General features: G+C 63.6%; 9 protein-coding genes. 6 read left to right on the top strand and 3 right to left on the bottom strand.

Translation table 11 applies throughout. The annotated features are described in order from the left end of the window. Window positions 1–501 precede the first annotated feature (501 nt). The 4 genes from HUI96_RS07840 to HUI96_RS07855 all read left to right on the top strand — a co-directional run bounded on the left by HUI96_RS07840 (window position 502) and on the right by HUI96_RS07855 (window position 6,669). Window positions 502–2,463, top strand: coding sequence for a GumC family protein (locus tag HUI96_RS07840; protein ID WP_237684008.1), 1,962 nt, complete (start codon window positions 502–504; stop codon window positions 2,461–2,463). A gap of 111 nt (window positions 2,464–2,574) precedes the next feature. Further along, complete coding sequence (gene folD, locus HUI96_RS07845) at window positions 2,575–3,474, top strand: bifunctional methylenetetrahydrofolate dehydrogenase/methenyltetrahydrofolate cyclohydrolase FolD (RefSeq protein ID WP_188254081.1); 900 nt, start codon at window positions 2,575–2,577, stop codon at window positions 3,472–3,474. 46 nt (window positions 3,475–3,520) lie between these two features. Next, a complete protein-coding gene (locus HUI96_RS07850) occupies window positions 3,521–4,483 on the top strand; it encodes a GlxA family transcriptional regulator (RefSeq protein ID WP_188254082.1) in 963 nt (320 codons plus the stop codon). Window positions 4,484–4,578: 95 nt separating this feature from the next. Further along, window positions 4,579–6,669: a capsular polysaccharide biosynthesis protein gene (locus tag HUI96_RS07855; RefSeq protein WP_188254083.1), complete on the top strand. Its 2,091-nt coding sequence runs from the start codon at window positions 4,579–4,581 to the stop codon at window positions 6,667–6,669. Between the two features lie 45 nt (window positions 6,670–6,714). On the opposite strand, the gene HUI96_RS07860 is transcribed toward HUI96_RS07855, so the two are convergent. Further along, on the bottom strand, window positions 6,715–7,413 hold the full coding sequence (locus tag HUI96_RS07860) for an ABC transporter ATP-binding protein (protein ID WP_188254084.1): 699 nt from the start codon (window positions 7,411–7,413) through the stop codon (window positions 6,715–6,717). A 78-nt stretch (window positions 7,414–7,491) separates the two neighbouring features. Next, the gene (locus tag HUI96_RS07865; protein WP_188254085.1) at window positions 7,492–8,994 is read right to left on the bottom strand and encodes a hypothetical protein; all 1,503 of its coding nucleotides are present in this window, start codon (window positions 8,992–8,994) and stop codon (window positions 7,492–7,494) included. Between the two features lie 1,821 nt (window positions 8,995–10,815). On the opposite strand from HUI96_RS07865, the gene galE reads away from it, so the two are divergent. Both galE and HUI96_RS07875 read left to right on the top strand, forming a co-directional pair. Beyond that, on the top strand, window positions 10,816–11,805 hold the full coding sequence (gene galE, locus HUI96_RS07870) for a UDP-glucose 4-epimerase GalE (RefSeq protein ID WP_188254086.1): 990 nt from the start codon (window positions 10,816–10,818) through the stop codon (window positions 11,803–11,805). Between the two features lie 62 nt (window positions 11,806–11,867). Next, entirely contained in the window at window positions 11,868–12,878 is a 1,011-nt protein-coding gene (locus tag HUI96_RS07875) for an NAD-dependent epimerase (RefSeq protein WP_188254087.1), read from the top strand. Window positions 12,879–12,933: 55 nt separating this feature from the next. Here HUI96_RS07875 and mscL read toward each other — a convergent pair whose 3' ends face one another. Further along, complete coding sequence (gene mscL, locus HUI96_RS07880) at window positions 12,934–13,356, bottom strand: large conductance mechanosensitive channel protein MscL (protein ID WP_188254088.1); 423 nt, start codon at window positions 13,354–13,356, stop codon at window positions 12,934–12,936. Window positions 13,357–13,482: the final 126 nt, after the last annotated feature.

Raw genomic sequence — 13,482 nt, forward strand, 5'->3', positions numbered from 1 at the left:
CCCCCTGACGAGCGCTCCCTGCTGTCGCTCGCGGACAGGCTGCGCACCGAGTCTGCGCCCCCGAACTCGCGGCTGAAAAATGCCGTAGCCCAAGCGCGAGCAGAGCGGAATCCGGCTACGCGCGATCGGCTTCCGCGCTCGCGCAGAGTGTCACAGAAGACCCCGCTGCTCGCCGCTCTGGAGAGCGCCCGCGAGGAAGACGCCTCGAAAAATCCGACAAGCTGGTCGCATCGCGCCTCGAATTGGCTTGGAAATCTCACAGGGCGCAGTGAGGCTGGCTCTGCCCCTAGTCACCGGTCCGAAGCGGCCGCAGGGCCAGGGTTTGAGGCCCGTACGGAACAAGCCGCCAAAGCGCGTGCGTCCTGGACGGCCAAAGCAAGAATTTCCCAAACCGTCGAAGACGACCGCTCGAGAGACGCCCGCCAATCCGGCAAAGAGGCCTCAGCGGGCGCGATCCACCACGGCAAAATCGGCGAGTCAGGATTCCCAGTGGAGTCTGGCTTGAGGGCGAATACGCCAAGCCTTCACCTGCATTCGACCCAATCGACCTCCCTCCCCCTGCCCGGCGCTGCGGTGGTCTCCGAATCGGAAGTCGTGTCGCCTCCTGGCGGCGGCATCTGGCAGCCCCTGATCGACCCGGCGGTGGTGCTGCGCGGGATTGTCCGGTCCAGATTGCTGATCCTGGCCAGCACCGTCGCGGGAGCGCTGATCGGTGTGATGGTCGCACTCAACACCCCGAAACAATATTACGCGGCGGCGGAGTTGCTCGCCGACCCCCGGGACCTCAATCTGGTCGAGCGGGAGCTGACGCAGTCCGGCATCTCCAACGAGGCGACGCTCGCCATCGTGGAGAACCAGGTGCGGATCCTGACCTCCGGCACCGTCATTTCCAAGGTGATCGACAGGCTCAATCTTGCCCAGGATCCCGAGTTCAATGGCCAGGATGGTGGACTGAGCCTACGGGGCCTCCTTTCTTCGCTGCTCTCACGCTCGGACGGCAACGATGATCCAGGCCGACGCTACGCGCTGGCGGCTACGAACCTGCACGAAAAACTCAACGTCCAGCGCGGAGGCAAGACCTTCGTGATCGGCGTGGGCGTGACCACTCAGGACCCGGAGAAATCCGCCCTCATCGCCAACACGATGACCGACGTGTTCCTCGAGAGCTACGGCCAGCTCCAGTCGAATGCGGCCGGGCGCGCTGCAACCGAACTGAACTCCAAGCTGGACGAGCTGCGCGCCAGTGTCGAAGCCGCCGAACGCACCGTGGAGACCTTCAAGGCCGAGAATGACCTTATTGGCGCTCAGGGCCGGTTGATAACCGACGACGAGATCCTCAAGCTCAACGACCAGCTTGCCACCGCCCGCGCACACACACTCGAGCTTAATGCGCGCGCCGCCTCGGCCCGCAGCGCGAATGCCAACGACGTCCTGACCGGCTCGCTTCCGGAAGAGCTCGCGTCGCCTTCGATGCAGGAGCTTCGGGCGCAGTATTCGGCGCTGAAGGGCGAAGTCGACCGGCTGTCGGTGCGACTCGGACCGAGGCATCCGCAGTTGCAGGCGCTGCAATCCCAACTCTCCGGGGCGCGCAGCCTGATCGAGGCGGAGATCAGGCGCATATCGGGATCCATCCAAACGGAGCTGAAGCGCGCCGTTCAGTTGGAACAGGAACTGTCCTCGCGTCTCGCGCAGTTGAAGGTTCGCCAGGGCAATCTCAGCAACGAGATGGTGACCCTGCGCGAGCTGGAACGCGATGCCACGGCCAAGCGCGCTGTGTACGAGTCTTTCCTTCTCAGGGCCCGCGAGACCGGCGAGCAGCAGGGCATCAACAGCGCCAACATCAGCGTCATTTCGAAGGCGCACCCACCGCTCGAATCCGAGCCTCCGTCGCGAAGCACCATCGTGCTCGCCAGCACTTTTCTTGGTCTGCTGGCCGGCGTGGGCCTGGGTGTCGTGCGCGGAACGGCGGCCGGCCTGCGCGACCGGCTCAGCGGCACCGAACGGACGAGACTATTGCGCCGACGGCGGCGTCCGGTGACCATGTTCGACCAGGACAATCCGGTTGAAACCGCCGGCCCGTCATTCGCCGAACCTGTCGAGGGCCGCCGGTCCCAACCGCTTCAGTCAGTGGCGGGGGTGCCGGATGCCTACCTGCATCACTCCGACGGCGCGCTGTATGCGGCCGCGGCGCCGGGTCAGCCCCTGACCAATCCTCATCCGACAGCGGAAGCCCGGTACCGGCCGCATGCGATGACCGAACCGCCATCGCCCTATCCCTTCAGCCCGGCGGCGGCTCCGGCATACCGTGCAACCGAACCGCGCCCTGCCCCCCGGCATCAGCGTGTGGAGCCAAATGCGTCCAAATCCGAGGCCACGATCGAAGAGATCCGATCGAGTCTGCAGGAGTGCCGCGATGCGATCCGGGAACTCGCCGAGCAGCGCTCGCGTCGCCGCTATTTCTGAGCGGACGCTGCCTTGGCGCGTTTTCTTCAGTGTGCGACGCTATGGCAGGGTTGCCTGCGGCATTTTTGACCAGTATTCGCCTCCGGTAGAAAATTGCGGGGGATTCCGACCATGGCGGATATCATCGACGGCAAGGCCGTAGCCGAGGACGTGGTTTCGCGGGTGAAGAGCCTCGCGGCCGAACTAAAGGCCAAGAACGGTGTCGTGCCTGGGCTTGCGGTGGTGATCGTCGGCGAGGATCCGGCCAGCCAGGTCTACGTCTCGTCCAAGGGCAAGAAGGCCAAGGAGTGCGGCTTCCATTCGGTACAGCACACGCTTCCCGCCGAAACCACCGAGCGCGACCTTCTGAAGCTGATCGATGAGCTGAACTCCGACGATGCCATCCACGGCATCCTCGTCCAGCTCCCGCTGCCGAAGCACATCGATTCCGGCCGCATCATCCAGGCGATCTCGCCGGAGAAGGACGTCGACGGCTTTCATTTCGTCAATGTCGGCAAGCTCGGCACTGGCGAACTGGAAACCGCATTCGTGCCTTGCACGCCTGCCGGCTCCATGCTGCTGATCGAGCGCGTGCGCGGCAAGGACCTTTCCGGCCTCAACGCGGTGGTGGTCGGTCGCTCTAACATCGTCGGCAAGCCGATGGCCAACCTGCTGCTCGCCGCAAACTGCACCGTGACGATTGCCCACAGCCGCACCAAGGACCTGCCGGCGCTCTGCCGTACCGCCGACATCCTGGTCGCAGCGGTCGGACGGCCGGAGATGATCAAGGGCGACTGGGTGAACCCCGGCGCCACCGTCATCGATGTCGGCATCAACCGCGTACCGGCGCCCGAGAAGGGCGAAGGCAAGGGCAAGCTGGTCGGCGACGTTGCCTTTGACGAGGCGGCCAAGAATGCCGGCGCGATCACGCCGGTGCCAGGGGGCGTCGGCCCCATGACCATCGCCCTGCTGATGGCCAATACGGTGGTCTCGGCCTACCTGCGCGCCGGGCTGGCGCGTCCCACCTTCTGATCAGGGCGGCGCCTTGCGCCCAGGCGTTGCCAGGCAGACGGCGTCAATGACCGGGGATTCCCAGACGGGCCGGCAGCTCGGCTTCCTGCTCGTCGACAAGTTCTCCATGTTCTCGCTTTCGGCGGCCATCGACGCCTTCCGCTCGGCGAACCGGCTCCTCGGAAACGACTTCTACGGCTGGAAGACAGTCTCCGCCGACGGCGAGTCGGTGATGGCTTCGAACGGCTTGCCGCTGAAGGTGGACTACGCCATCGGCGACCTCCCGCCGGTCGACATCCTGTTCGTATGCGTCGGGCTCACCACCGAGTTTTCGGGCAAGAGCAAGATTCTGGGCGCGCTCCGCAGCCTTGGACGGCGCGGCGCAGCACTCGGCGCGCTGTCGGTGGGGTCCCACGTGCTGGCGGAGGCGGGTCAGCTCGAAGGCCACCGCTGCACCATTCATTGGGAAAACCGCGCCGGCTTCATGGAGCGCTTCCCCAACATCGAATGCACGAGCAACGTCTATGAGATCGACCGCAAGCGCTACACCTGCGCGGGCGGCACCACGTCGATCGACCTCATGCTGGAGATCATCCGGCGCGACCACGGCATCAACATCGCAAACGGCGTCGCCAACCAGTTCCAGCATGAGCGCATCCGCTCGGACGGCGACCGCCAGCGCGTCGGGCCCGAGCGCGACCTGACCGGCAAATCGGAGAAGCTGCGCAAGATCGTCGAGCTTATGGCCGACCATCTCGATGATCCCTTCTCCGCCGTCGAACTGGCCAAGTCCGCCGGGCTCTCGGTGCGGCAGGTAGAGCGGCTCTTCCTGCGGCACCTGAATGTGACGCCCGGCCGCTACTACATGCGGCTGAGACTGGAGCGGGCGCGGGAACTCCTGCGCCAGACCAACATGCCGATCCTTGACGTGGCGATCGCTACCGGCTTCACCTCGCACTCCTACTTCGCGCAGAGCTATCGACTGCAGTTTGGCCGCCCACCGAGTGAGGAGCGACGGACGACGTATTGAGGCGGTTTCGCTTGGGCGTTCGGGGTGCCTTTTGCGCCCACTCTGCCGGTATGAGAGTGTTGTAGCCGACGCAATCCGATGCCACAGAAGAATTGATGGAGAAGGTGCTAGTCGGTGGCGAATCGGAGGGCCAGCGTGGGACGGCGGCAGGGCCATTGCGCCGGCCTGACGCCGGGCCGCTAATGATCGTCGCCGCCTCCCGCGGGACGCGCAAGACGCCCGGGCTCGGGACCTTTCTCGAAGCCGAGATCGTGCCGCTCTGGCTGAGCAGGTTCCAATCTTACGACGCTATCGTCGGCTGGGGGCACAAGCGCAGCTCGATGCGGGCCCGGCGTATCGCCGCGGCAGCCGGACGCCCCTTCCTGATGGTGGAGGACGGCTTCCTCAGGTCGGTCGGGCTAGGAAAGAAGGAGCCGCCGCTCTCGGTGGTGGTGGACGACCTCGGCATCTACTACGACGGAACGAGGCCCTCACGCCTCGAGAAGCTGATCGATCAGCCCCTCACCCCGCCGGAGACGGTCAGGGCACAGACGCTGATCCGCTCCTGGCGTGAAGGACGCGTCTCCAAATACAACCACACCCGCGACCCGATGGGCGAACTTCCCAGCCGCTTCGTCCTCGTCGTGGACCAGACCCTCAAGGACCAGTCGATCCGCTACGGCCTGGCAGGGCCCGCCAGCTTTCAAAAGATGCTGGACGCCGCGCTCGCCGAGAACCCCGACTGCGAGATTCTGGTCAAGACCCATCCCGACGTCTGGGCCGGGAAGAAGAAGGGAAATTTCGATCTCAGCAAGATCGCCCGTCTTCCTCGCGTGAAAGTGCTTTCCGAAGACCGCCACCCCGCCGAATTGCTTGCCCGCGCCGAGGCCGTCTACACGGTGTCGTCGCAATTGGGCTTCGAGGCGCTCGTCTGGGGGCGCCCGGTGCGCTGCTTCGGCATGCCATTCTATGCGGGCTGGGGTCTCACCGCTGACGAACTGCCGGCGCCCGACAGGCGCGGTAGCGCCAGCCTGGAGCAACTCGTTCACGCGGCCCTCGCCGTTTACCCCCGTTATGTCGACCCCGAAACCGGCAGGCGCTGCGAGGTCGAATCTGCACTCGAGAACCTGGCATTGCAGAGGAAGATGCGGTCGCGGTTCCCCGAGACGATCCATGCTCTTTCCTTCTCCTACTGGAAGCGGGACGCCATCCGCGACTTCATGGCCGGATCGAAAGTGCTTTTCGTCGACAGCGCACGCTTCATACCGCCGGGCGGGACCACCGCCATCTGGGGCAACGAGCCGAAGGAGCCGCTGCTGAACAACGGTTCCCTTATCCGGATCGAGGACGGTTTCGTTCGTTCCAACGGTCTTGGGGCCGAGCTGCGCCGCCCGCTTTCGCTCGCCCTGGATCAGGTCGGCATCTACTACGATTCCACGCGCCCCTCTGGACTGGAGCAGATTTTGGCGACCACCGAATTCGACGGCAAATTGCTCCGCAGGGCGGCGCGACTGCGGGAACGCCTCGTTGCAGGTGGAGTGAGCAAGTACAATCTTCGCGCGCGAAGCTGGAGAAGGCCCAAGGTGGGCAGCCCCGTAATACTCATCCCCGGCCAGGTGGAGGAGGATGCGTCCATCCGCTTCGGCGCCCCAGGCATCCGCCGCAACATCGACTTGCTGAGGACGGTCCGGACGAGCCACCCCGACGCCTACATCGTCTACAAGCCGCATCCGGACGTCGTCGCAGGTTTGCGGGGCCAGGGAAAGGATGAGGCCCGTGCCGGCGAAGTCTGCGACGAGGTCGTGCTGGATGCCTCGATCACGCAGATGCTCTCGGAAGTGGACGAGGTCCACCTCCTCACCTCGCTGACGGGGTTCGAAGCGCTGATCCGCGGCACGAGCGTGACCTGCTACGGCCAGCCCTTTTATTGCGGATGGGGCCTGACGCGCGACATCGAGCCGATAGCCAGGCGAAACCGCAGTCTGAGCCTGGACGAACTCGTCGCTGGGAGCCTGATCCTCTATCCGACTTATGTAAGCCGGACGACCGGCAGGTTCATCACGCCGGAACAGGCCGTCGACAGTCTTCTCGACTGGCACGGAGCCGATGACAATCGCACGCTTACGGAGAAGCTTATGCGGTTCGGCGCGGGCATCGAGCGCGCGTTCGTGGCCATGTGGCAGCGCCGAGCCGATCGAAATAGATAGGGGGCCGGTCCGGCCCTTCGAGCGAGCTTCGGCTGGAACGCTGGGTTATGCGTCAGCCGCTGCCTGGATCGACGCAAATCGAGCATTCGGCCGATCGGCCGAGCTTTCGTAATATTCGATCGCCTCATCCATGTCCGAGAACTGGATCAATCGTCCTGCCTCGAGCACGACCCCGTGCTGGCAGAAATCCTTCATGATTCCGCGGCTGTGCGAGATGAGCAGCACCGTGGAGTTCTTCAAGCGTTCGCCGAGGACGATCTTGCACTTGCGCTTGAAAGCCGGATCACCGACCGCGATGACCTCGTCGATCAGATAATAATCGAACTTGATGGCCATGGAGACGCCGAAGGCGACGCGCGCCCTCATGCCGCTGGAATAGGTCCGCACCGGCTGGTCCATGAATGCGCCGATCTCTGCGAAATCCTCGACGAAATCGCGAATTTCCGGATAGCTCTGTCCATAGATGCGGGCAATGAACGCAAGGTTCTCGTAGCCCGTCATGGATCCGTGAAGACCGCCCGAAAAGCCCAACGGCCACGAGATCGTCGAACTGCGCTCGACCTTGCCGGTGTCCGGCAGTTCTGCGCCCGACAAAAGGCGCATGAGAGTGGACTTGCCCGCGCCGTTGCTGCCCATGATCGCCGTGCTCCGCCCTGGCGGAAATTCGGCGTTGATGCCTTTGAGGACGGTCTTGCGTCCCCTCTTGGCCGGATAGGATTTGGTTACGTCTACTAGCCGGATCATCGGATTAACGGGTGTTTCGCAGGGCTGCTTGGGACCGCCTGCATCATCGCAGCCGATCCCTTGTACCGTGTGTTCAGATCAGGCCGTGTGATCGCGCACCGCCTGCATCACGATATAGCCGATCAGCCACAGCACGCAGAGCGCGCAGAAGGCGAGGAAGGTGTTGAGGAGGCTGGTCGGGTACAGCGAGATCTCCGGAGCGCTCGGTGCCACCGCAACCGCGAAATAGCGGTCCTGCCGCCGCGCCTCGGCCTGCGAGGTCTCCAGCGACGCCAAGGCTGCGGTATAGGCCTTCTCCGCAAACTCCTGCTCAAGGACGAGGGCGTTATATTCGGTGAGCTGCGTGGTGAGGGTCTGGCCATTGCCATCGCCCTGCCCGCCGGTTCCGATGCCCTGGCGCTTCGCTTCGAGCTGCGTGGTGTAGGATGCAATCTGCCGGTCCATTACACGCACGGACGGCGAACTTGCGTCGACGCTGGAAAGCAGCGATGCGCGCCGCGACTTGAGCTCGATGATCGTCTTCTCGAGTTCCTGGATGATCGCTTGATCGGATTGCGCGGTCATCGTCGGGTCCACGATCTTCTGCATGTCGCGGAACAGGGCGACCGCCTGCCGAGCCTCGACAAGACGCTCCTCCGTGCGGCTCACCTCGTTCTGCGCGCTGCTGATGAGTTGGAGGCGAGCCTTGCTCGACAGTTCGTTGACCAGTTGCTCGGACGCTCTCATAACCGCGCTGGCTATGGCGGCAGCGTCTTCGCCGGTGAAGGCAGTCACCTCGAAAGTCGTGATCTTGGTTGTCGAGTTGAAGCTCGCATCAACCATCCACCGCCAGTAGGAAATGAATTCGTCCAACGGCATGTCCGGATCGATGCGGTAGACGAAATCGATGTCCGGTTTCGAGAAGTACTGACGCACATCAACGCCGAACTTCTCGTTCATGTCGATGAGAACCTGCATCGAGTGAATGTAGTCGATGACGATGTAGGCGTCCTCTGCCTGGATGGACCCGCCGATCAGCGAATCGAGGCCCAGGTTCTGTACGGTCGATCGTTCGGTGCCCCGGACGGAGAAGCGCATCTCCGAACGGTACTGATCGGAGGAGACGAAAAGGTAATAGAGCGACACCAGCAGAACGGGCAGGATCACGGCCAGCAGGAACGAAAGCTGCGTTGCGTTTACCTTCTTGCGAGCGCGCGCAAGCGGAGAGACGCGCAACGCATCGTCCAGCGCCGGCTGCAGCGGCGGAGCTTGAACAGGAGGAGACTTGGTCTCCCGCTTCGGTGTCGAGGAGATTTTTTCTTCCGGGGCCTTCAGCGACTTCGCTTTCGCCTTCGCCTTGGCTTGTGCGTCCGGCTTCTTGGGGGCGGCCTCCGCGTTCGCGGTCTTCTCGTCGCCGGCCGCTTTCTGGTCCTTTTGTCCCGGATCCTTTTTTGCCACGGGCGCTGGATCGCTCGAAGCCGGCTTGACCGGAGCGGGGCTCTCGGAGGATTTCGACAGGCCCTTCGGGTCGGCCGCATTGGCGACCTTTACCTCGGGAACTTCGCTTTTCGATGCAGGTGCCGCGGCTGCGCCGTTCGCCACCTGAGGCTGCGCCGCTTGGTCCGTCGGAGCTTGTACAGCGGCAGTCTTTGCCGTCTGTGGCGACGCTTCGAGATTCGCTGCCGACTGGTCGGCCTTGGTTGCCTGGGGCGCCGACGCCTCATTTTTGGCGACGGGACTCGCAGCAGTGGGAGCAGAACCAGTCGCGGGGCCTGGACCGTTCGGCGCCGTGCCTTCCGGAGTGTGAACCGTTTTGGCCTCGACGGGGGCCAGAGACTCCTTGATTGCTCTGGGCGCAGGGGACGCATCGCCCGCGAAGGGAGTTGAGTTCGTAGCCGGTGCGGGCGTGACCTGCCGTACGGCCGGCGCGGTCGGAACAATCGCTCCGGAAGGCGCTGGCTTGGGCATCGACGCCTGGGAAGATCCGGCTGGCTGCGGCGCCGGGATGGGAGATGCCTGCGGCGCGGCTTGCGGCGGACGGGCCGGCGGGACGGGGCGCAATACTTCCACATTCCGAGCCGCCGGAGTGGCGACTGGCCGCAGGGGAACCGCATTCGGCACAGGCCGCAGGGCCGCGGCAACATTGCTGCCGGCGCCAGACGGCAGGGGCATGCCCGGGTTTGGGCGCATTGCCGGCCCGGCCACGGGCGCGGCAGGGCGGGCAGAAGCCGGATATCCAGACGTTACCGGCGCTGAAGTAACAAGTCCAAGCGGCCGCTGCACAACTGGCGGAGCGGGAGGTGTCGGGACATTCCTTGCGGCTGCGATCGCCATGCCTGCAGCGGATGCCAGAGTGGGACCTGGGCCGGCGAGGGATTCAAGTGCAGGTTCGGATCGACCCGCGACGACTTCGAGATTCGGCCTATGGACCGGAGCCGCAGAGTCAGCCTGGACCGGTTGCGCAGCCGTCGCCGGACCCGGCCCTGGTTCCACATCGCGAGTGCGAGCGAACGCATCCCCGAAAGCAGGGTCAGAGCGCAAAGCTTCTACAATCGCGTCGATCGTATCGGATTCGTTCACTCGTCAACAGCCCGTTCTGGAGTCCCCAATCCAAGGACGAGCCTTGGGTGACGCAAAGGTAAACCTCCCGAGTTTGTCGAAAACTCGGCGGTCCTGTGTTCGCGCAATATAACCGCATTGAAGCGTTGCCACCAGCCTAACAATGCCATTGCGGGGAATCGCGCTGGGTGAGGAGCGCGCGTAAGGGGCGACTTGCCGGCGTGGGGATCTTTCCCGATTTTGCCGGATATGCCTTGGAGATGCGGGGAAACCGAAGTGAGATGGCGCCTGTTCGGGGCAAAATTGGACAGAAAACCACAGGCCTTCTTTGACAAGCCTGGGCCGGAAACAGAAAGTAAGTCCCAGAAGTGACCGTATAACAAGAACCGCGCGGAGCAGCGTCTGCACAATAATCGGTCTGGAATGGGAGAGTCTGGAATGATCAGTCCGCGTCCGGCGAAGTCGTTGGCCCGCACGCTTGCTTTTCCTGTCTCGATTGCTTCAGCTTTTCGCCGGCCCGTGCGGCGCACAGGAACCCAACACGATAGTGGAGAACAAGCTGCGATGGTCGGAGCGGATCAAGAATTAGGCGCCGGCAGGGCTGCACCTTCAGCATCTCTGCCAAGCCTCGTGAAGGCCGGATGACCTCGCTCTCCCGGTCCGCAACAAGCCCCTAACTTGGACCTAGCCCTTTGACCCTGCCCCTGCACGTGCCGATCGGCGCCACCGGCACGGTGTTCGATTAGGACCGCCCCAGCAGGTCTTGCTGCTTCTGCTCTTGGCAGGCAAGCTGGCCTCGGCTAGTCCCCGGGTAGCGCCCCCTTACTCCTGGCGCGCAACGATCTGGCAGCAGAGGACGATCACATGGCGGTTCTGGTCACGGGCGGCGCCGGCTACATCGGCAGCCACATGGTCTGGAAGCTTCTGGACGAAGGCGAGGAGGTCGTCGTCATCGACCGTCTCTCGACCGGCTTCGAGTGGGCTGTTCCGCCCGAGGCCGAGTTGGTGGTTGGCGATATCGCGGATCAGGACCTCGTCGAGGCGACCATCGCCCGCCGGAATGTCGATGCCATCATCCATTTCGCGGGGTCCATCATCGTTCCGGAGTCGGTCGCCGATCCCCTATCCTACTACCTCAACAACACGGTGAAATCCCGTGCGCTCATCGAAAGCGCCGTGCGCAAGGGCGTGCCGCACTTCATCTTCTCCTCGACCGCCGCTGTCTATGGCGGAAAGCACGGCGAGCCGGTCACCGAAGACGCCCTGACCTTGCCGGAATCGCCCTATGGGCGCTCCAAGCTGATGACCGAGATGATGCTCGCCGATGTCGCGACGGCGCATCCCTTCGCCTATACGGCCCTACGCTATTTCAACGTCAGCGGCGCCGATCCGAACGGGCGCACCGGCCAGTCCACCAAGGGCGCCACCCATCTGATCAAGGTCGCCTGCGAAACCGCGACGGGCAAGCGCTCGTCCATGGATGTTTACGGGACCGACTATCCCACACCCGACGGCACCTGCATCCGCGATTACATCCACGTCTGGGATCTTGTCGAGGCACACTACCTCGCTCTGAAGCGCCTGCGCGCCGGCGGTGAAAGCATCGTCGCGAATTGCGGTTACGGCAAAGGCTACTCCGTCCTGCAAGTGATCGATGCGGTGAAGCGCGTGGTCGGGCATGACTTCGAGGTCAACGTGTCCGGCCGCAGAGCGGGCGACCCCGCCAGGATCGTTGCCAATGCCGATCGCGCGCGGGCCGAGTTTGGCTGGGGGCCGAGGCTGGACAACATCGACACGATTGTCTTGGATGCGCTGAGGTGGGAAGAGGCGCTCAAGCGCCGCAACAACGGCTAGATGGCACGCTATTGAGCAGCCACGCTCTCGGAACCTGGCGGACCGATCGGGAGGAAGGCGGAATGAGGATACTCGTTACCGGCGCTGCCGGTTTCATCGGTGCCGCGACCGCGGAGGCGTTGCTTGCGCGCGGCGACCAGGTCATCGGGATTGACAATCTCAACGCCTACTATGATGTGAGCCTGAAGAGGGCGCGGCTCGCTCGCCTGAACGATCGCGACGGCTTCCATTTCGTCGAATGCGACCTGGCCGACCGAAACGCGATGCAGACGGTCTTTTCGCAGCATCAACCCAGGCGCGTCGTCCACCTCGCGGCGCAGGCCGGCGTGCGCTACGGGATGGAGAACCCGCACGCCTATGCGGATTCGAATCTGGTCGGCTTCCTCAACGTTCTCGAGGGGTGCCGGAGGTCTAAGGTCGAGCATCTGGCCTACGCTTCATCGAGTTCCGTCTACGGTGCCAACACCGCCATGCCCTACAGCGTCCGGCACAATGTCGACCACCCGCTCAGTCTCTACGCCGCGACCAAGAAGGCGAACGAGCTGATGGCGCATTCCTATGCGCATCTCTATCGTCTGCCGGTCACCGGCCTTCGCTTCTTCACCGTCTATGGGCCATGGGGGCGTCCCGACATGGCCCCCTTCCTGTTCACCAAGAGGATCCTCGCCGGCGAGCCGATCGACGTGTACAACTTCGGCGATCACGCCCGCGACTTCACCTATATCGACGACATAGTGGAAGGGGTTATCCGCACCCTCGACAAGGTTGCGGAGCCCGATCCCGCCTGGGACGGTGCCAAGCCCGATCCTGCGACCTCCTCGGCACCCTACCGGCTCTACAACATCGGCAACAACCAGCCTGTGGCGCTGCTCGACTTCATCCGCTGCATCGAGAATGCGACGGGACGCAAGGCGGTGATGAACATGCTCCCTATGCAGCCGGGAGACGTGCCAAAGACCTTCGCCGACATCGATGCGCTTGCCGCCGATGTCGGCTACCGGCCTAAGACGCCGATCGAGACCGGCGTCCGGCGGCTGGTGGAGTGGTTCCGGGAGTTTTATGGCGTGCATTGAGGCGCCGTTCGAGGGGTTTGCCAGCCCTGAAAGCCGCTCCCTCTAGTGCTTGCAGTTATTTGCTGGCGAGCAGATCCCGGATTTGCGTGAGCAGCGCGATCTCTGGAGGCGGCGGGGCCGCCGGAGGGGCGGGCTTCTCGTGCTCGAGTTGGCGGCGCACCGTGTTCACGGCCTTCACCATCAGAAAGATGACCCAGGCCAGGATCAGGAAGTTGATCACCACGGTGATGAAATTGCCGTAGGCGAAAACCGCCCCCTGCTTGCGGGCCTCAGCCAGCGAGGTTGCGGTGACGTTCTTCGACAATGCGATGAAGTAGTTCGAGAAATCGAAGCCGCCGAATATTGCGCCGAAGATCGGCATGATGACGTCGTTGACGAGCGAGTTCACGATCAGCCCAAACGCACCGCCGATGATGATGCCGACGGCAAGGTCCATCACGTTTCCCTTGGATATGAACTCCTGGAACTCCTTCAGCATAGTGCCCTCCGTGACATCAGACGGTCGCCTGTTGCCCTGCGACTCTGCGAGCTTAGCAGAACAAGACAGGCGACACAGTTGCTGATTTCAGCTGTATACGGCCGCTAACTACCGATTACGACCCGT

Origin of the sequence: Pseudaminobacter soli (ex Zhang et al. 2022) (genome assembly GCF_014595955.1) — a bacterium.
In the GTDB taxonomy this organism is placed as follows: domain Bacteria; phylum Pseudomonadota; class Alphaproteobacteria; order Rhizobiales; family Rhizobiaceae; genus Kumtagia; species Kumtagia pseudosoli.

Excerpts from the sequence above, each read along its gene's own strand:
- folD (WP_188254081.1), top strand. The coding sequence starts at position 2,575 with ATGGCGGATATCATCGACGGCAAGGCCGTAGCCGAGGACGTGGTTTCG.
- HUI96_RS07850 (WP_188254082.1), top strand. The coding sequence starts at position 3,521 with ATGACCGGGGATTCCCAGACGGGCCGGCAGCTCGGCTTCCTGCTCGTC.
- HUI96_RS07855 (WP_188254083.1), top strand. The coding sequence starts at position 4,579 with ATGGAGAAGGTGCTAGTCGGTGGCGAATCGGAGGGCCAGCGTGGGACG.
- HUI96_RS07860 (WP_188254084.1), bottom strand. The coding sequence starts at position 7,413 with ATGATCCGGCTAGTAGACGTAACCAAATCCTATCCGGCCAAGAGGGGA.
- galE (WP_188254086.1), top strand. The coding sequence starts at position 10,816 with ATGGCGGTTCTGGTCACGGGCGGCGCCGGCTACATCGGCAGCCACATG.
- HUI96_RS07875 (WP_188254087.1), top strand. The coding sequence starts at position 11,868 with ATGAGGATACTCGTTACCGGCGCTGCCGGTTTCATCGGTGCCGCGACC.
- mscL (WP_188254088.1), bottom strand. The coding sequence starts at position 13,356 with ATGCTGAAGGAGTTCCAGGAGTTCATATCCAAGGGAAACGTGATGGAC.